16 protein-coding genes are annotated in these 18,009 nt (G+C 71.2%); 8 read left to right on the forward strand and 8 right to left on the reverse strand.

The window, feature by feature from the left end; all coding sequences use genetic code 11:
* Window positions 1-193 (reverse strand): flavin reductase family protein (locus VK611_20695; protein HMG43763.1); only part of this gene is annotated, 193 nt, incomplete at its 3' end.
* A 132-nt stretch (window positions 194-325) separates the two neighbouring features.
* Window positions 326-1,081: an MBL fold metallo-hydrolase gene (locus tag VK611_20700; GenBank protein ID HMG43764.1), complete on the reverse strand. Its 756-nt coding sequence runs from the start codon at window positions 1,079-1,081 to the stop codon at window positions 326-328.
* 264 nt (window positions 1,082-1,345) lie between these two features.
* Between VK611_20700 and VK611_20705 the strand changes: the two genes are divergently transcribed.
* Together VK611_20705 and VK611_20710 are read left to right on the forward strand one after the other, a co-directional pair.
* Entirely contained in the window at window positions 1,346-2,227 is an 882-nt protein-coding gene (locus VK611_20705) for an alpha/beta hydrolase (protein HMG43765.1), read from the forward strand.
* 76 nt (window positions 2,228-2,303) lie between these two features.
* Window positions 2,304-4,022, forward strand: coding sequence for an amidohydrolase family protein (locus tag VK611_20710; GenBank protein ID HMG43766.1), 1,719 nt, complete (start codon window positions 2,304-2,306; stop codon window positions 4,020-4,022).
* Between the two features lie 73 nt (window positions 4,023-4,095).
* On the opposite strand, the gene VK611_20715 is transcribed toward VK611_20710, so the two are convergent.
* Window positions 4,096-5,271 (reverse strand): Fic/DOC family N-terminal domain-containing protein, encoded by a 1,176-nt coding sequence (locus VK611_20715; protein ID HMG43767.1) that lies wholly within the window; start codon window positions 5,269-5,271, stop codon window positions 4,096-4,098.
* Window positions 5,272-5,507: 236 nt separating this feature from the next.
* Between VK611_20715 and VK611_20720 the strand changes: the two genes are divergently transcribed.
* The 3 genes from VK611_20720 to VK611_20730 all read left to right on the forward strand — a co-directional run bounded on the left by VK611_20720 (window position 5,508) and on the right by VK611_20730 (window position 8,088).
* Entirely contained in the window at window positions 5,508-6,155 is a 648-nt protein-coding gene (locus VK611_20720; GenBank protein HMG43768.1) for a helix-turn-helix transcriptional regulator, read from the forward strand.
* A gap of 53 nt (window positions 6,156-6,208) precedes the next feature.
* Window positions 6,209-7,168 carry an ATP-binding cassette domain-containing protein gene (locus VK611_20725; protein HMG43769.1) on the forward strand — a complete coding sequence of 320 codons (960 nt, stop codon included), beginning with the start codon at window positions 6,209-6,211 and terminating at the stop codon, window positions 7,166-7,168.
* Window positions 7,169-7,233: 65 nt separating this feature from the next.
* On the forward strand, window positions 7,234-8,088 hold the full coding sequence (locus VK611_20730) for an ABC transporter permease (GenBank protein ID HMG43770.1): 855 nt from the start codon (window positions 7,234-7,236) through the stop codon (window positions 8,086-8,088).
* Between the two features lie 81 nt (window positions 8,089-8,169).
* On the opposite strand, the gene VK611_20735 is transcribed toward VK611_20730, so the two are convergent.
* From VK611_20735 to VK611_20750, 4 genes are all read right to left on the reverse strand, one after another.
* Window positions 8,170-10,554 carry a CocE/NonD family hydrolase gene (locus VK611_20735; GenBank protein ID HMG43771.1) on the reverse strand — a complete coding sequence of 795 codons (2,385 nt, stop codon included), beginning with the start codon at window positions 10,552-10,554 and terminating at the stop codon, window positions 8,170-8,172.
* A gap of 68 nt (window positions 10,555-10,622) precedes the next feature.
* Window positions 10,623-11,504, reverse strand: a complete 882-nt coding sequence (locus VK611_20740; protein HMG43772.1) for an A/G-specific adenine glycosylase — start codon at window positions 11,502-11,504, stop codon at window positions 10,623-10,625.
* The gene (locus tag VK611_20745; protein HMG43773.1) at window positions 11,483-12,289 is read right to left on the reverse strand and encodes a class I SAM-dependent methyltransferase; all 807 of its coding nucleotides are present in this window, start codon (window positions 12,287-12,289) and stop codon (window positions 11,483-11,485) included. Before VK611_20745 ends, VK611_20740 begins: the two co-directional genes overlap by 22 nt.
* The gene (locus VK611_20750; GenBank protein HMG43774.1) at window positions 12,270-12,785 is read right to left on the reverse strand and encodes a MaoC family dehydratase; all 516 of its coding nucleotides are present in this window, start codon (window positions 12,783-12,785) and stop codon (window positions 12,270-12,272) included. The genes VK611_20745 and VK611_20750 overlap by 20 nt, the downstream gene beginning before the upstream one ends.
* A gap of 119 nt (window positions 12,786-12,904) precedes the next feature.
* Between VK611_20750 and VK611_20755 the strand changes: the two genes are divergently transcribed.
* Together VK611_20755 and VK611_20760 are read left to right on the forward strand one after the other, a co-directional pair.
* Complete coding sequence (locus VK611_20755) at window positions 12,905-14,020, forward strand: hypothetical protein (protein HMG43775.1); 1,116 nt, start codon at window positions 12,905-12,907, stop codon at window positions 14,018-14,020.
* 200 nt (window positions 14,021-14,220) lie between these two features.
* Window positions 14,221-15,798, forward strand: a complete 1,578-nt coding sequence (locus VK611_20760; protein ID HMG43776.1) for an acyl-CoA dehydrogenase family protein — start codon at window positions 14,221-14,223, stop codon at window positions 15,796-15,798.
* Between the two features lie 151 nt (window positions 15,799-15,949).
* On the opposite strand, the gene VK611_20765 is transcribed toward VK611_20760, so the two are convergent.
* Window positions 15,950-17,308: a carotenoid oxygenase family protein gene (locus VK611_20765; GenBank protein ID HMG43777.1), complete on the reverse strand. Its 1,359-nt coding sequence runs from the start codon at window positions 17,306-17,308 to the stop codon at window positions 15,950-15,952.
* Between the two features lie 68 nt (window positions 17,309-17,376).
* Between VK611_20765 and VK611_20770 the strand changes: the two genes are divergently transcribed.
* The gene (locus VK611_20770) at window positions 17,377-17,994 is read left to right on the forward strand and encodes a TetR/AcrR family transcriptional regulator (protein HMG43778.1); all 618 of its coding nucleotides are present in this window, start codon (window positions 17,377-17,379) and stop codon (window positions 17,992-17,994) included.
* Window positions 17,995-18,009 lie beyond the last annotated feature (15 nt).

Consider the following 18,009-nt stretch of genomic DNA (forward strand, 5'->3'; position numbering starts at 1 on the left):
CGGCCGCCTCGACCCTCGGGTAGCTGGTCGACGTCTTGGCGGCGCAGAACGCCACCAGCGGCGGGTCGAGCGACACCGAGAAGAACGAGCCCACGGCCAGCCCCACGGGACCGTCGGGCGTGGTCGAGGTGATCACGGTGACCCCGGTCGGGAAGTGCCCCAGCACCTGGCGGAAGCGGGCGGTGTCGATCACGGGAGGAGCGGAACCGTCGGCGGCGTTCACAGGAGAAGCTTGCCTCGGCGCAGCCGAGTCCGCTTGGGGCGGCGGCGGGGTGGTTGGCATGGGGCACCCTATCCAGCGACCTGACGCCGGGTCAGGTGCGGCTCAGCCGCCGAAGGAGAGGGTGAGGCCCTCGTAGGCGGCCACGACCTCCTCCAGCGACGTCGACTCGGCGGCGCTGCGGGCGTCGCGCAGCAGCCGGTCGACCTGGTCGTCGTCGTGCGCCGGGTCGTGGTGGAACAGGGCCAGGCGCTTGGCCCCGGCCTCCTGCGCCACGAACACCGCGTACTCGACGGTGCAGTGCCCCCAGAACGACTTCTCGGCGAACTCGGCCTTCGTGTACTGGGCGTCGTGGATCACCAGGTCGGCGCCGTCGCACAGCTCCAGCACCTCGTCGGTCACGGCGTGGCTGCCGTCGAGCGGCATCTGGTGGTCGGACAGGTAGGCGACGCTGGCGCCGCCCATCTCCACGCGGTAGCCGTTGGTCGACCCGCAGTGGGGCACCTCCCGCACCCGCACCTTGGCGCCGTTGAACGCCAGGTCGGCATCGCTCACGTCGTGGAAGCGGATGCGGCCGTACAGCTCCTCCAGCGTGACCGGGAAGTACGGCGGACAGACGAAGTGGTGGAAGGCCTCGTCGAGCGAGCTCTCCTCCTGGGCCGGGCCGTACACGTCGAGCTCGGCGCCGGCGGCCAGGATCGGAGCGAAGAACGGGAGGCCCTGCACGTGGTCCCAGTGGAGGTGGGTGACGAGCGCCGACCCTCGGAAGCTGCCGTCTCGTGGCAGGGTTCGCCCCCACTGGCGGAGCCCGGTGCCGAGGTCGAGCACGATCGGGTCGTGGCCGGGCGCGTCGAGAGCCACACACGACGTGTTGCCTCCGTAGCGACGGTTCTCATCGCATGGGCATGGGGTCGAACCCCGGACTCCGTAAAACGAGACGTTCAGCAAACGTTCCCCCGAGAGCACCCCTGTGTGTTGGGCGACGTTACCCAAGCCGGTCGCGCACCAGCCCGGGGTGTGACGACAATCACCAGGTTGGACAGCCTCCGGCGAGCCCATACCAGCCACCCCCGCCACCGCCCCGAGCGGACTCGGCCGGCGCCGAGGCCATTAGCTTGATGCGCCATGACGACGGGCATCAGCGAAGGCACGGTCGAGGCGAACGGGCTGCGGTTCGGATACCTCGCCGCGGGCGACTCCGGTCCGCTGGCATTGTGCCTCCACGGCTTCCCCGATTCGGCGTGGACGTGGCGGCACCTGCTGCCTCTGCTCGCCGACGCCGGGTACCGGGCGGTCGCTCCGTGGCTGCGGGGCTACGCGCCCACGTCGGTGCCCGACGACGGCGTGTACCAGCTGGCGATGGTCGGCCGCGACGCGTCGGCGCTCCACGCCGCGCTCGGCGGCGACTCGGAAGCCGTGCTCATCGGCCACGACTGGGGAGCGATGGCGTCGTACGCCGCGGTGCACGACGCGCCCTGGCGTCGGCTGGTGACGCTGGCGGTGCCGCCGACGGGCGCCGTGACCGCCGGGTTCTTCAGCTACGACCAGTTGCAGCGGTCCTGGTACATGTTCCTCTTCCAGCACCCGCTGGCCGAGATGGCGGTGTCGATGGGCGACCTGGAGTTCATCGACCGGCTGTGGGCCGACTGGTCGCCCGGCTACGACGCGACCGAGGACGTGCCCCACGTGAAGGAGTCCCTGCGCGACCCGGCCAACCTGGCCGCGGCGCTCGGCTACTACCGGGCGACGCTCGGCGGCGTGGGCCTCAGCACCGACCCGGAGATCATCGCCCTGGACTCGGCGGCGTCGGGCCCGGTGCCCGTGCCGACCCTGTACCTGCACGGCCAGGACGACGGCTGCATGGGCGTCGAGTTCGCCGAGGCAGCCCGGCCCTTCCTCCCGGCCGAGGGCTCGCGGGTGGAGGTGGTCGAGAAATCCGGCCACTTCCTGCACCTCGAACGCCCTGACGTGGTCAACCCACTGATCCTGGAGTTTTTGCACGGCTGACGCAGATTTATCTTGACCTGCGGGTCAAGAGGTGGTTGCCTGGAGGTCACCACGCAGGCGTAAGGGGGAAGGCGCTGTGCACGATCTGGTGATCCGCAACGGCAGGGTCGTCGACGGTTCGGGCGGGCCGGCACGGGTGGCCGACATCGCCATCGACGGGGACCGCATCTCGGCCGTCGGGACGGTCGCCGAGCCCGGGCGCCGCGAGATCGACGCCGAGGGCCTGCTGGTCACCCCCGGCTGGGTCGACATCCACACCCACTACGACGGCCAGGCCACCTGGGACCCCGACATCTCCCCCTCGTCGTGGCACGGCGTCACCACCATCGTGATGGGCAACTGCGGCGTCGGCTTCGCGCCCGCCGACCCGGCGCCCGACCGGCGGGCCTGGCTCATCCAGCTCATGGAGGGCGTCGAGGACATCCCCGGCACGGCGCTCGACGAGGGCATGACCTGGAACTGGGAGAGCTTCCCCGAGTACCTCGACGAGCTGGAGCGCCTGCCCCGCGTGCTCGACGTCAGCGCCCTGGTGCCGCACGGGCCCGTGCGGGCCTACGTGATGGGCGAGCGCGGCGGCCACAACGCCGAGGCCACGCCCGAGGAGATCGACCGGATGGCCGCGCTGGTGCGCGAGGCCGTCGAGGCCGGCGCCGTCGGCTTCTCGACCACCCGCACGCTGCTCCACCGGGCCAAGGACGGGGAGCTGGCCGCCGGGACCACCGCGTCGGCCGACGAGCTCGTCGGGATCGGCCTGGCCCTGGGCGAGGCCGGTACCGGGGTGTTCGAGGTGGCCAGCGACATGTTCGACCCGGAGGGCGAGTTCGCCTGGATGGCCAAGATCTCCCGGGAGACCGGGCGGCCGGTCACCTTCGGCTGCCTGCAGGACGACATCCGGCCCGAGCACTGGCGGCGCCTCCTCGATCTGTCGGAGGAGGCCAACGCCGACGGCGCCCGGATCGTGCCGCAGGTCGCGGGACGTCCGGCGTGCCTGCTGCTGGGCTTCGAGTCGACCGCCCACCCGTTCATGTTCCACGAGGCCTACGCGCCGCTCGCCGCGCTGCCGTTCGCCGAGCGGATCGCCGAGCTGCGCAAGCCCGAGGTGCGCGCCGCGATCCTGGGCGAGTCGGGCGTGATCGACGGGATCGCCGCCTTCCTGTCGAACTTCTCGAAGCTGTACGCCCTGGGCGACCCGCCGGAGTACGAGCCGGCACCGTCGCGGAGCGTCGCCGCGCTGGCGGCGCGCGACGGGCGACCCGCCAACGAGGTCGCCTACGACCTCATGCTCGAGAACGACGGCCATGCCTTGCTGTACTTCCCGCTGCTGGGCTACTCGTACGGCGACTTCGGCGCCCTGCGGGAGATGCTCTTGGAGCCCGGCACGGTGCTGGGGCTGGGCGACGGCGGGGCCCACTGCGGGATCCTCTGCGACGCCTCGCTGCCCACCTACATGATCAGCCACTGGGCCCGCGACCGCGACCGGGGCGACCGGCTGCCGCTGGAGCAGGCGGTGCGGCTCCAGACCCGCCAGACCGCCGAGCTCTACGGCTTCGACGACCGGGGCCTGCTGGCACCCGGCTACCTCGCCGACGTCAACGTGATCGACTTCGACGCCCTGTCGATCGCCGCCCCCGAGATGGTCTACGACCTGCCCGCCGGCGGCCGCCGCCTGATCCAGCGGGCCTCGGGCTACGTCGCCACCGTGAAGCGCGGCGTCGTCGTCCGCGAGCACGACGAGCCCACCGGCGCCCACCCCGGCCGCCTCGTCCGCGGCCCCCAACCGGCCCCCACCGTGTAACCCCAGCTCCCCCACCCCAGCCCGCTGCGGCCCCCGGCGTTCCCAGTCGCCAGGGGCCGCTGCGCGCGAGGAACTAGCTCGTCAGGATGTCGAATATGGCATCCGACCGGAAGACGCGGCCGTAGCCGCGGCCTGTCGCCTCGCGCAGTACTCCCAGCCCGACCAGACGACCGATGCTGTTGTTTGCCGCTGCGAACGTGACCTTGTGCCGGCTCGCCGCCCACGAGGCCGTCACGACCGGTTGCCCGATCAACTCCTCGGCGATCGCCACGGCCACACCTCGGACCTTCTCGGAGCGCAGGAGTGCCCGGACCTCTATCTGGTGACGCAGCAGGTCGTTGATGCGACGGACGGTGTCGTCCGCCTGGTCCCGTATCGCGGCACAGAAGAAGCGGACCCACCTGTTCCAGTCACCGGTGGCACTGACCTCGAACAGGTGGTCCTGGTAGTCGCGCTTGCGCCTCTCGAACCAGGGTGAGATCTCCAGAAGTGGTTCACGGAGGTCACCCGCGTGGACGAGCTGCAGCAACACCACCAGGCGACCGATGCGGCCGTTGCCGTCGTGGAACGGGTGGAGCGTTTCGAACTGATGGTGAGCAAGTGCTGCCTGGACCACGATCGGCAGCTCGTTCCGGCGCTTCAGCCACGCGGCCCAGTCGTCCGTCGCCGCCCGCAGGCGATCGTCCGGTGGAGGTGGGATGAATCGGGCATCGGCGATGGCGCAGCCATCCGAGCCGATGAGGACTTGTGTGGTCCTGATCCGGCCCGACTCAGGTCCTTCGTCCTTCGTCCCCTTCACGAGCATCTCCTGCACCGTCGACAGGAGCGATGTCGAGATCGGCCGGCCGTCCCGGATCTCGGCGAGGGCGAACTCGGCCGCGAGCACGTAGTTGAGCACCTCCCTCACCTCGGGCGTCTGAGACGATCCGTCGGCGATGTCGGCCTCCATCACGTCAGCGAATGCCGCATGGGTGCCCTCGAGCGCCGAGGTGCTGACGGCTTCGCGCCGCAGCAGGGGGCCCCTGAGAAGCATCGGGTTCGGGATCTGCACACCCGCCTGATCGAGTCGCCCCAGGGCTGCCATCGCCTCGACGACGACGATCCACGTCGCCTGCTCCAACAGGACCGACTCAGGCAGCGGATCGGGAAGGAACGCGAAGTATTCGTAGTCGCGCCCGAGTCGAGGGTCGTGACCGCTGACGGGCACGAGCTGGCCACCAGGACTGTTTCGCAGAGCCTCAAGATCCACGTCGAATGATAGTAGTCCGACAAATACTTCAATTGTCGGACCGGGACTGCAATCGGACTAGCAATTCGAACGGGGAATCGAACTGGCACAACTGAAGTCCGAGCGCTGATACTTTAAATTACATATAGGTAATTATAGTGCCCTTCACGGCCATGGCCGAGTGGGAGCATCCCTGGTGGGGCATTCTGTTGGGAGTACTTCTTGACAAGTACTCTGACCGGAGTATTCTTCGGCGTATGCCGAGGAAGACACGGTCGAACCCACTGGCTCTGGCGGTGCTGACGTGCCTGCTGGAGAAGGCGATGCATCCGTACGAGATCACGCAGACGCTCCGGATGCGCCACACGCACGAGGCGGTGCGGCTCAACTTCGGGTCGCTGTACGGGGTCGTCGCCAGCCTCGAGAAGCGTGAGCTGATCCGGGCCGTCGAGACCGTGCGGGAGGGCAAGCGGCCCGAGCGGACGATCTACGAGATCACCGACGCCGGCCGGGTCGAGGTCGACGAGTGGCTGTCCGACCTGATCGCCAGCCCCGAGAAGGAGTACCTGCAGTTCGAGGCCGCCCTGGCGCTCATCGGCGCCATGCACCCCGACCGGGTGCTCGAGCTGCTGAAGACCCGCTGCACCGCCCTCGAGACCCTCATCGAGGAGGAGCAGGCCATGAAGGAGCAGGCCGCCGAGTGGAAGCTCCCCCGCCTGTTCCTGCTGGAGGGCGAGTACATGGCGACCCTGCGGCAGGCCGAGCTCGAGTGGGTCCGCGGGCTGATCGCCGACATCGAGTCGGGCGAGCTCGACGGCCTCGACGGCTGGCGCACCTGGGCCGAGACCGGCACCAACGTCTGGGGCTTCGACACCGAGGCCGTCCGCGCCCAGGTCGACGACTGACCGCCGTACCCGCAACACCCCACACGACCGCACCTACTGGGAGGACACCCACGATGACCGCAACCACCCCCATGGTCGAGGCCCAGGGCCTCACCAAGCGCTTCGGCAAGACCCAGGCGCTGGCCGGCCTCGACCTCGTCGCCGACAGCGGCCAGGTGGTCGCCGTGCTCGGGCCGAACGGCGCCGGGAAGACCACCTTCGTCCGCACCATCGCCACGCTGCTGCGGCCCGACAGCGGCACCCTGCGGGTCGGCGGGGTCGACGTGACCCGCCATCCCGAGCAGGTCCGCCGCATGATCGGCCTGGCCGGGCAGTACGCCGCCGTGGAGGAGGCCATGACCGGCCGGGAGAACCTCCAGATGGTGGCCCGCCTGTTCGGCCACAGCCGTCGCAGCGCCGCCGCCAGCGCGACGGCCGTGCTCGACCAGCTCGGCCTGAGCGACGCCGCCGGCCGGCTGGTGCGCACCTACTCCGGCGGCATGCGGCGCCGGCTCGACCTGGGCGCCTCGATGGTCGGCGCACCCCGCCTGCTGCTGCTCGACGAGCCCACCTCCGGGCTCGACCCCCGCAGCCGCATCGAGCTGTGGGACGCCATCAACGTGATGGTCGACCACGGCACCGACGTGCTGCTCACCACGCAGTACCTGGAGGAGGCCGACCGGCTGGCCAAGCAGGTGGTCATCATCGACCACGGCAAGGTGATCGCCGAGGGCACGCCGGCCGAGCTGAAGAGCCGGGCGGGCCACGACGTCATCGAGCTCCACGCCCACGACGCCGGCGACCTGCCGCAGCTGGCCGAGGTGCTGAGCCGGGTCGGGGTGGAGGCACCCCGGGTCGACGCCGGCTCCCGGCGGGTGACCGTGCCGGTCGACGGTGGCACCGCCGTCGTCCCTGCCGCCATCCGGGCCATCGACGAGGCCGGCCTGCAGGTCGAGGACATCGCCGTCCGTCGCCCGACGCTCGACGAGGTCTTCCTCACGCTCACCGGTGAGCCCGCCTCCGACGCCGCCTGACCCGCCGCCACCCACCCCGCAAGAACGACTCGACTCGACTCGAAAGGACAGGAGAGATGAGCTCCATGACCGCAACCACGCTCACGCCGCACGGGCTGGCGGGCGACGAGGCCTTCGTCGTCACCCGCACCGACCGGCCGGCGGGCGCCGTCGCCACCACCCTGTCGGTGGCGGCCCGCACCATCCGCAAGTTCGTCCGCACCCCGCAGCTGGTGGTGCTGGGCACCATCCAGGGCGCCATGTTCCTGCTGATCTTCCGCTACGTGTTCGGCGGGGCGATGGCGACACCGGGCGGCGTCCCGTACGTCGACTTCATGGTGCCGGGCTTCGTGGTCACCGGCCTGCTGTTCTCCGGCATGACCACGGCGACCGGCACCGCCGAGGACGTCGAGCACGGCTTCTTCGACCGGCTGCGGTCGATGCCCGTGCCTCGCTGGGCGCTGGTGGCCGGACGGTCGATCGCCGACACCGGCGTGCTCACCTGGAGCCTGCTGGTGACCGCGGCGATCGGCTTCGCCGTCGGCTTCCGCCCGGACGGCTCGCCGGCCGAGCTGCTGCTGGCCCTCGGCCTGTGCGTGGCCTTCGGCTTCGCCTTCGTGTGGCTGTTCGTCTTCCTCGGGCTGCTGGCCGGCACGGCGCAGGCGTCGCAGGGCGTGGCCATGCTGGTGTTCCCGTTCAGCTTCGTGTCGAGCGCCTACGTCCCGGTCGACTCGATGCCCGGCTGGCTGCAGCCGGTCGCCGAGAACCAGCCGCTCACGGCGATGACCAACGCCGTCCGCTCGCTGTCCCTGGGCAGCCCGGAGGCCGCCGGCCTGTCGCACACCACCGGGTACTGGGTGGCGCTGTCGCTGGCGTGGACGGTCGGCCTGGTGGCGGTGTTCGCCCCGCTGGCCGTGGCCAGGTACCGCAAGACGGCCTGACACCCCCCACCCACCGAAACTTCGACAGAGGTGGTCGCTATGGCGCCACCTCTGTCGAAGTTTCAGGTCAGGTCAGGTCAGTCAGGCGTCGGGCGTGTTGGCCGACAGCGTGTAGGGGCGGCAGGCCTGGCCCCGCAGGCCCGGGCAGGGCGCCGGGGTGGAGGGCTCGGGGTCGTAGTCGACGTCGACCACCGGCAGCACCACGGACGACGGGGTGTCGCCGCCGTGGCCGACCCGGTAGGCGGTCGTGGCGTCGACGCCCTCGGGCGGCTCGAACGTCCAGGTGACGTGGTTGCGCCCGGGCGAGCTGACAGTCACGTCGATGCGCGAGCCCGCCCGGAAGGCGTGGCCCATCGCGGGGATCTCGATGCGGGCCTCCACCAGCTCGCCGTCGGGCGGCAGCGGCTCGTAGTCGTCCTCGGTGAAGGAGTGGACCACCTCGAGGCCCTCGGAGCGGTCGTCGTCGAGCGCCCGGTGGCCCAGCCGCAGCCAGCCGTTCTGCACCAGGAGCTCGACGCCGTCGGCGCGCACCTCGGAGATCGTGACCTGGACGTCGGCGTCGGCGGCGTTCGCCCCGACCCACAGGTCGACGTAGCCCTGGCCCGCCACCACCACGTCCTCGTCGAGCGGCTCCGACAGGTACGACGCCGTGGCACCCGCCGGGAAGCGGCTCCAGCGCCAGTCCTGCAGCGCCGAGAGCGTGTCGTAGTCCTCGAGCAGGGTCGTCGCCCCCGCCGCCGGGTCGAACGCGAACCGGTCGATGGCCTCGTCGCCGGCGACGTCGCCGTCGTCGACCAGGCCCCCCTCGGCCCCGAAGTACCAGGTCCGGGCCTCGGCGTCGGGCGGCGGCCACGACTCGAACGTCGTCTCGAACACGCCGCCGGGCTCGCCGACCTCGTTGCCGCCCTGCCCGCTGCCGAACACCACCCGCACCGGGTCCTCGTCCTCGTAGGCGGCGAGGGCGGCGGCGTAGTCCTCGCCGTACTCGTCGGCCAGGCGGTCGGGGCCGAGGTCGGCGTCCTCGAAGCCGAACTCGTCGGCCACCACGTCCTCCACCCCGGCGGCCCGCAGCACGTCCGGCACCCGGGGCACCCGCTCGGCCACGTAGAGCTCCAGGAACTCGTACCACTGCATGAGGTTCATCGGCGAGTAGCCGTCGGGGTGCCGGCCGTTCCACAGGCCGACCCGCAGCGTGCGGGCGTTCTCGAAGGAGTCGAGCATGGCGCCGAACTGGGGGCCGGTCTGCTCGTCCTGGAACGCCCCGGTGAGGAACACCGCGGTGTCGACGTCACGCACCAGCTCGCGCAGGTCGCGGGCGTCGGCGTCGGCCGGGCGCATGGCCAGCGCCCGGCCGAACGCCTCGAAGTCGATGTTCAGCTCGTGGTCGGCCACGTTGCCGCGGCAGGTGGTGTCGCCCCCCTCGATGCGGGCCGACACCCAGTCGCTGCCACCGGCACCCGACTGCCGCTCGCGCTCGGCCAGCCAGTTGCGGGTGAAGCCGTCGTTGTAGATGCCCTGCGGCCACTGCTGCAGCCACGGGTCGGCGATCACCGACTGGGCGGTGACCGCGGCCAGGCTGGGCGGCCGGGTCGCCGCCGTGTACAGCTGGGTGATGCCGGAGTACGACAGCCCGACCATGCCGACCTTGTTGTTCAGCACCCAGGGCTGCTGGGCGACGGCCTCGATCACGTCGTAGCCGTCGGCCTGCTGCGCCGGGTTGAAGGTGTCGAACACGCCGCCCGAGCAGCCGGACCCCCGCATGTTGACGCTGACGGTGGCGTAGCCGAACGAGCGGGCCAGGCGGGAGCCGGCCTCCTCGGCGTCGGGGTTCGAGGGGCCGTAGCCGGAGTACTCCACCACCGTGGGCCACGGCGCCTCGCCGTAGATGGCCTCGTCGGGGAAGCGCACCATGGCGCTGAGCGTCACGCCGTCGCGCATCGCGATGTACTGGAACCCGTCGGCGAGCTCGGTGCCGGCGACCGGCGTGCCGACGACGTCGAGGGCGACGCCGTCGAGCTCCTGGTCCTGGTAGAAGGCCAGCTCGGGGGCGTCGTCGCGGCCCAGCACCTCGAACGGCTCGCTGGCGAGCGCCGGCTCGACGCCGTCGTCGCGCAGCAGGTAGCGGCCGGGGCGCAGGGTGCTGCCGTTCGCCAGGCCCACCGACAGCGCCTCGTCGATCGACACGTCGGGGTCGTCGGGGATGTAGGCGAAGTGGGCGCGGCCCTGGTCGTCGGCGGGGAAGGTGGTGACCTTCGAGCCCTCGTCGTCGTAGAGGGTGAGCGACTGGCCGGGCTCGGCTCCGAACACCGTGGCCATCTCGACGCCGGGGCGGACCTCCCAGTCGGCCAGCTCGGTGCCCTGGGAGAGCTCCTCGAACCGGTCGGCCTCCTGGTCGTCGGTGCAGGCGGTGACCCCGGCCACCAGGGTCAGGACGATGGCGCCCAGTCGTGCCCGAGTTGCCCGCATGCCCATCCCCCTGCTCAGTCCGTCCGCCGATGATGTCGCTTTACTTACTCGAAGTGCAATAACGATCGTTACGGCAAGCGGAACGATCCCCCGTCGTGGTCGGCCAGACCGTCGGCAACCACACCCTTGGCGACCAGCTGCGCCCGTTCGACGTCGTCGGGCCAGCCCATCACCTCGGCCAGGTCGTCGAGCGCCACCGGCCCGTGCCGCAACGCCGCCACGAGGCGGCCCCGCCCCTGACGGTCGGAGCCCTCGAAGCGCGACTGGGCCCGGCTCACGCCCGCCGAGCCGTCGGCCGGATCGGGTGACGGCATCCCCGCCGCCGACCAGGCGCAACCCGCCGTGATCGGGCAGCGGGTGCAGTCGGGCCCGCGCCGCCGGCACACGGTCGCGCCGAGCTCCATCACCGCCTGGTTCCACAGCCACGGGCGGCCAGGCGGCACCAGCTCGTCGGCCAGGGCCTGCGCCTCGGCGACCGGGAGCGGACGGCCGGCCCAGCGCGCCAGCACCCGGCCGACGTTGGTGTCGACCACCCCGACCGGCCGCTCGAAGGCGAACGCCAGCACCGCCCGGGCCGTGTACGGGCCGATCCCCGGAAGTCGCAGGAGGGCGTCGAGGTCGTCGGGCACCTGGCCGCCGTGGTCGGCCACGATCGCCGTGGCGCAGCGGTGCAGGCTGACCGCCCGGCGGTTGTAGCCGAGCCCCGACCACAGCCACAGCACTGCGGACGTGGGCGCGGCGGCACAGGTCGCCGGGTCCGGCAGGCGGGCCAGGAAGCGCTCGTAGTAGGGCACCACCCGGTCGACGCCGGTCTGCTGGGCCATCACCTCCGACACCAGCACCGCCCAGGGGTCGCGCGTCCGCCGCCAGGGGAGGTCGCGCAGCTCCCGGTCCGCCCAGTCCAGCAGCTCGTGACGGTTCAGGTCGGTCAGGTCGTGCGGCACCGCCACGCTCGGGTCACGTAGGGGAACCCGAACCAGGCCTTCCCGGCCAGGTCGGGGTGGGTGCGCGCCAGGTGGCGCACCCGGTCGAGGACCACCGTGCGGGCGGGTTCGTCGAGCAGGCCCACCACGCTCACCGACGCCGCCCGGGCCACCAGGAGCTCCTCGTCGCAGGGCTGCTCCCAGGCGTGCTCCCACCACTCCACCGGCCCGAACCCGTCCGACGACTCGGCGATGACCTGGGCGTAGTCGACCTCGTGGTACGAGTCGAAGGGGCGTTCGCCGTCGCCGTCGACCAGCAGGTCGCCGAACTCCGACACCCACTGGTGGCCGCGGTCACGCGTGTTCCACAACAAGAAGAGATAGCCGCCGGGGCGCAGCACCCGGCGGATCTCCGCCAGCGCCTTGGGCGGGTCGAACCAGTGGAACGCCTGGGCGACGGTGACGACGTCGACCGAGGCGTCGTCGAGCGGGAGCGATTCGGCGGTGCCGTCGAGCGCCGCGACCGGGGGCGTGATCGACGCCAGGCGCTCCCGCATCTCGGCGACGGGCTCCACGGCGACGACGTCGGCGCCGCTGGGCGCCAGCAGCCGGGTGAGCTTGCCGGTGCCGGCGGCCAGGTCGAGCACCCGGCGGCCCGGCCCGATGCCGCCGTGGCCGACGACGTGGGCCACCACCTCGGCGGGGTAGGACGGCCGGCCCCGGTCGTAGGCGGCCGCGACGCCGTCGCCGGCGAACCCGTGGACGGCCGGCCGCACCCGGTCGGCGTCGGCGTCAGGGCTCGACGAAGACATCGGGCTCGTAGGGGAACCGGCGCGGCGGCGCCTCGGCCTGCTTCCACACCATCAGCTTGCGGCGGAAGTAGCAGACCTCTTCGCTGCGCTGGTTGATGCCCTTGGTCTCGACCGTCACGATGCCCCGCTTGCCGTCGGAGGTCTCGGTCTTGTCGAGCACCTTGGTCACGGCGTAGACGGTGTCGCCGTGGAAGGTGGGCCTCGGGTGCTTCAGCGACTCGATCTCCAGGTTGGCGACGGCCGACCCGCTCACGTCGGGCACGCTCATGCCCAGCACCAACGAGTACACCAGGTTGCCGACCACCACGTTTTGCTTCTGGATGGTCTCGTTCTCGGCGAACCACGCGTTCGTGTGCAGCGGGTGGTGGTTCATCGTGATCATGCAGAACAGGTGGTCGTCGTACTCGGTGATCGTCTTGCCCGGCCAGTGGCGGTAGACGTCACCCCGCTCGAAGTCCTCGTAGTAGCGGCCGAACGGACGGTCGATCGTTGCCATGCGCAGGAAGGCTACGAACCGGTGTCGTCCTCCGGCCAGTAGGGGGATTTCCCCGATCAGGTCTGCGGCACCAGCATGGAACGCTGACATCTCGGGGAGGCGACGACTCAGGAGTGGGAATGTTGACGACACGTACGACGAGGCGACTGGTGGCGGTGGGTGGCGCGGTGGCGCTGCTGCTGGCGGTGGGCTGCGGCAACGACGCCGACCAGGCGGACGACAGCACGGAGGGCGTCGACCTCGACGACGGCAACCAGAGCTCGCAGGAGTCCTCGGAGGGCTTCCAGGCCACGCCGGGCTACCTGTCGAAGGCCGTGGACGAGTCGTCGGGCCAGGCCTTCCGCTACGAGGTCAGCGTGGAGATGACGATGGGCGGCGAGGCGATCGACTTCGGCGGACCCATCGCCACCGGAGAGCTCGACGGCGAGCGGCAGTACATGCACATGGACATGGGCACCATGTTCGAGGGCATCGCCGGCTCGCTGGGCGGGAGCACCGAGGACCTGCCGTTCGACATGTCCGGTGACGACATGGTCATGGAGTACGTGATCGACACCGACGCCATGTACATGCGGGCCCCGTTCTTCGCCACGATGTTCGGCTCGATGCCACCCGGCACGGACGTCGGCGAGGCCGCCGGGCTCGTCGAGGCCTTCGGCCAGCTGGGCGACGACTGGGGCCGCGTCGACGTCGCCGCCCTCGGCAGCACGCTGCCCGGCGAGGCAGCGGGCTCGCTCGGCGGCGGGCAGACCTACGACCCGACCGTCTTCCTCGACATGATCCGGGCGTCGGACGACGTCGAGGAGCTGGGCACCGACACGATCGACGGCACCGAGGTGACCGGGCTGGCCGCCGACGTGAGCATGGCCGACATGCTCGAGGCGCAGGGCATGTCGCCCGACGACCTCGGCCCCGGGTCCGAGGACCTGCCCGAGGCGTCGTTCCCGATCGAGGTGTGGGTCGACGGCGAGGACCTGATCCGCCGGATCGACTTCTCCTTCGACACGGAGTCGCTCACCGACGTGGCCGGGGAGTCCGGCGAGGACGTCGGGTCACTCGACTCGGCAGGATTCGGGATGGCCATGACCATGGACTTCTCCGACTACGGCGACGAGTCGATCGAGGTCGAGATCCCGGCCGGCGACGACGTGGTCGACATCACCGACAGCTTCGTGGCGGGCTACGAGTCGATGACCGACATCGGCATCGATGCCGACGACCTGAGCCTGGACTGACGCCTTTCGCTTCCGCCCGCCCGATGCCCCGGCCGGCCGTGCCCGCCAGCATGGCCACCGGGGCGTCGCGCACCTGGAACCCCCACCTCCCCTGAGGCCCGTCGGCTGGGCGTTTTCGCAGCGGGGGGAATACCCCGTACCAACCACCCCGCCACCGCCCCAAGCGGCCTCGGCTGCGCCGAGCAAATAGCCTCCGTGGGATGAGCGACGACGCGCCCGACCTGAACGCCGCCGCCGCAGCCGTGGACACCGCTCGAGGTGTCGTCCACGAAGCGCTGCGCCACCTCGCCGCCACCGGGTCGGTGGACGACGACCAGGTGGTCGCCTACGACCTGGCACACGCCGCCGCCGCGGTCGAGACCGCCCGCACGCTGCTCGACTACGGGGCCAAGGGCGACGAGGAAGCCCGGATCACCTGCGCCTTCGCGGCCGAGGCCGTGGCCGACGTGGCCTCCAAGCTGTACGGCCGGGAGGCCGCCTGGGGCGTGGCGCCGACGGCCCTGGACGACGCCCGCCCGTTCGTGTCGACCTACCGCGACCCCAAGTTCCTCGCCTCGATCGAGGGGCCGGGCAAGCGCCACCTCGACGACGACTTCGAGCTGGTGCAGGACACGTTCCGCCGGTTCGCCGACGACAAGATCCGCCCGGTCGCCGAGCACATCCACCGCCACAACGCCGACATCCCCGAGGAGATCATCTCGGGCCTGGCCGAGCTGGGGGCGTTCGGCCTGTCGATCCCCGAGGAGTACGGGGGCTACGCAGCCGGCGGCGAGAGCGACTACATGGGCATGGTCGTGGCCACCGAGGAGCTGTCGCGGGGGTCGCTGGGCGTGGGCGGGTCGCTGATCACCCGGCCCGAGATCCTCACCCGGGCACTGCTCAAGGGCGGTACCGAGGAGCAGAAGCAGGAGTGGCTGCCCAAGCTGGCGACGGCCGAGGTGATGGCCGCCGTGGCCGTGACCGAGCCCGACTTCGGCTCCGACGTGGCCGGCATCAACTGCACGGCGGTGAAGACCGACGGCGGCTGGCTGATCAACGGCGTGAAGACGTGGTGCACGTTCGGCGCCCGGGCCGACGCCCTGATGCTGCTCGTGCGCACCGATCCCGACCGATCGAAGACCCACCGGGGCCTGTCGATGTTCGTGGTGCCCAAGGAGCGCGGCGACGGCCACGGCTTCCTGCTCGCCCAGGAGGGCGGCGGGAAGCTGGAGGGCCGGCCCATCGACACCATCGGCTACCGGGGCATGCACAGCTACGAGATCGCCTTCGACTCGTGGTTCGTGGCCGACGAGAACCTGGTGGGCCTCGAGGAGGGGCTGGGCAAGGGCTTCTACCTGCAGATGGCCGGCTTCGAGAACGGCCGGCTGCAGACCGCGGCCCGGGCCATCGGCGTGATGCAGGCCGCCTACGAGGACGCCCGGCAGTACGCCCTCGACCGCTCGGTGTTCGGCCGGCCGGTGGGCGACTACCAGCTCACGAAGGCGAAGCTCGCCCGCATGGCGGTCACGATCCAGGCCGCCCGCCAGTTCTCCTACGCCGTCGCCCGGATGATGGCCAAGGGCGAGGGGTCGATGGAGGCGGCGATGGTGAAGGCCTACGTCTGCAAGGCCGCCGAGTGGGTCACCCGGGAGGCCATGCAGATCCACGGCGGCTACGGCTACGCCGAGGAGTACTCGGTGAGCCGCTACTTCGTCGACGCCCGGGTGCTCTCCATCTTCGAGGGCGCCGACGAGACCCTCTGCCTCAAGGTCATCGCCCGCAAGCTCGTCGCTGCCTGACCCCGCCGGTCGGCAAAACCTGAGCGAAGGGCGGCACGATCGTGGCGTCGTTGATCGTGCTGCCCTCCGCGTCGGATCCCCAGCTAGCAGGGACGACGGTACGGGACGGGTTTGACGCCCTCGTGAACCGGGGGCGAAAGGTTGGGAACCTTCAGTTGGCGATCCAGCTGCCGTGGAAGCCCTGGGGGACCCGGGCCGGCAGGTGGACCGCGGCGACCGTGTCGAGGGTGGCGGCGTCGAGCACCATGAGGTCGCTGCGGTCGACGGCCGGGTCGTACACGTAGCCGAGGAGCACACCCTCCTCCTCGGCGGAGTCCGGGCCGTCGGGCACGAACACGAACTCGCTGGGCTCGGTGCCGGGGCCGAACGTGCGCACCTGCGAGCGTCCCGCCACGAGATCGTGGCGCACCAGCGACGACGAGACGATGCCGACACCGGCGTCGGCGTACGGTCCGCCCGACATGTCGTCGACGAGCCCGACGGTGTAGCCGTAGCGGTGGCGCCGCCCGACCAGCCGCTCGTCGATCCGGGGGAACTCCTGGTTGTGGTCGTCGAGCAGCTCCTCCACCACCTTGCCGCCCACGAGGTCGACGGTCCAGCGGTGCAGCAGCGACGCGCCCTCGTTGGGGCCGTTGTGGTCGGTGGCGAACGTGCGGGGGTGGCGCACGACGTCGAGCACCACCCGGTCACCGTCGTCGTAGGCGTTGAGCGGGTGGTACACGTAGCAGGGCTCGACCTCGAACCAGCGGACGTCGCTCCCGTCGCCCTCCCGGGCCATGACGCCGACCCGACACGGGTAGTCGGGGTTCCACGTGTAGGGCAGGGTGCCGGAGGCGACCTTGTCGCCGTCGAAGGTGACGGGCATGTCGTAGAGCACCACGTGGCTCTCGGTGAGCGAGAAGTCGTGCATCATCGGGCTGCCGGCCACCTCGACGTCGACCGTGCGCCGCACCCGGGCATCGGTGCCGATCACCGAGTACTGCACCTTGTTGCCCCAGCCCCACCAGTAGGACACGGCGTGCAGCTCGCCGGTGAGGGGGTCGCGCTTGGGGTGGGCGGTGTAGCCGCCGGGGAGGGTGCCGTCGAAGTCGCAGGGGCCGACGGTGTCGAGCTCGTCGGTCAGCTCGTAGGGGCGGGAGCCGGCCTCCACGATGGCGAACGTGCGGCCACCCTGGCCGACGACGTGGGTGTTGGCGGAGAAGTCCATGCCCGCGTGCACCGGCCCGGGACGGGGCAACTCGCCGAGCGCCTCAGCGACCTCGGCCGAGCGGACCCAGCGGTTGCGGTACCACTCGGCCCGCCCGTCGCGCAGCCGCACGCCGTGGACCATGCCGGTGCCCATGAACAAGTGGTAGGTGGCGGGGTCGGGCTCGCCGACGGGGTTGGGCCCGTTGCGGAGGTAGCGACCGTCGAGCTGCGCCGGGAGCGTGCCCGTGACCTCCAGCTCGGTGATCGTCAGCTCGTCGCGGACGGGTGCGAAGTTGCCTTGGGTGTAGTTGCCTCCGGCCATGCGTCGACCATAACACTGATATGGATAGATGCATAGCAGTGTTATGAAGTCGTGGCATACTCCTACGCGTGCCCAAGGTCGCCGACCCCGCCATCCGCACCGCGTTGATCGAGCACGCCGCCCGCATCACCGCGGAGGAGGGCCGCGAGGCGCTCACGTCCCGCCGGCTCGCCAACGCCGCCGGCACCTCCACCATGGCCGTGTACACCCACTTCGGCAGCATGGTGGAGCTGCGACGGGAGCTCCGGCGGGAGGGGTTCGCCCGGCTCGCCGCCCACCTCGACGCCGTCGAGGACACCGGCGACACCGTCGCCGACCTGCTCGCCCTGGGCCGCGCCTACTACCGCAACGCCGTCGCCAACCCGAACCTCTACCGGGCCATGTTCATGGACGGCCCCGCCGACGAGGGGGACCGCGACGGCATCGGCCTCGACACGTACGACCACCTGGTGCGCAACATCGAGCGCTGCCTCGAGGCCGGCCGCTTCGACCGGGCCGACCCGAAGCACCTGGCGAACCAGTTCTGGGCCACCCTCCACGGCCTGGTGGCGCTGGAGCTGTCGGTGCTGATGACGCCCGACGAGGTCGCCGCCTGCCTAGTCGACACGGCCCGCAGCCTGCTGCTGGCCTTCGGCGACTCCCCCGCCGCGGCCGCCCGCTCCCTCACCCGGGCGGGCGCCCGCTAGCGGCTTGACCCGCGG

The organism is Acidimicrobiales bacterium (assembly GCA_035316325.1).
Lineage (GTDB): Bacteria > Actinomycetota > Acidimicrobiia > Acidimicrobiales > VFJN01 > DASXTK01.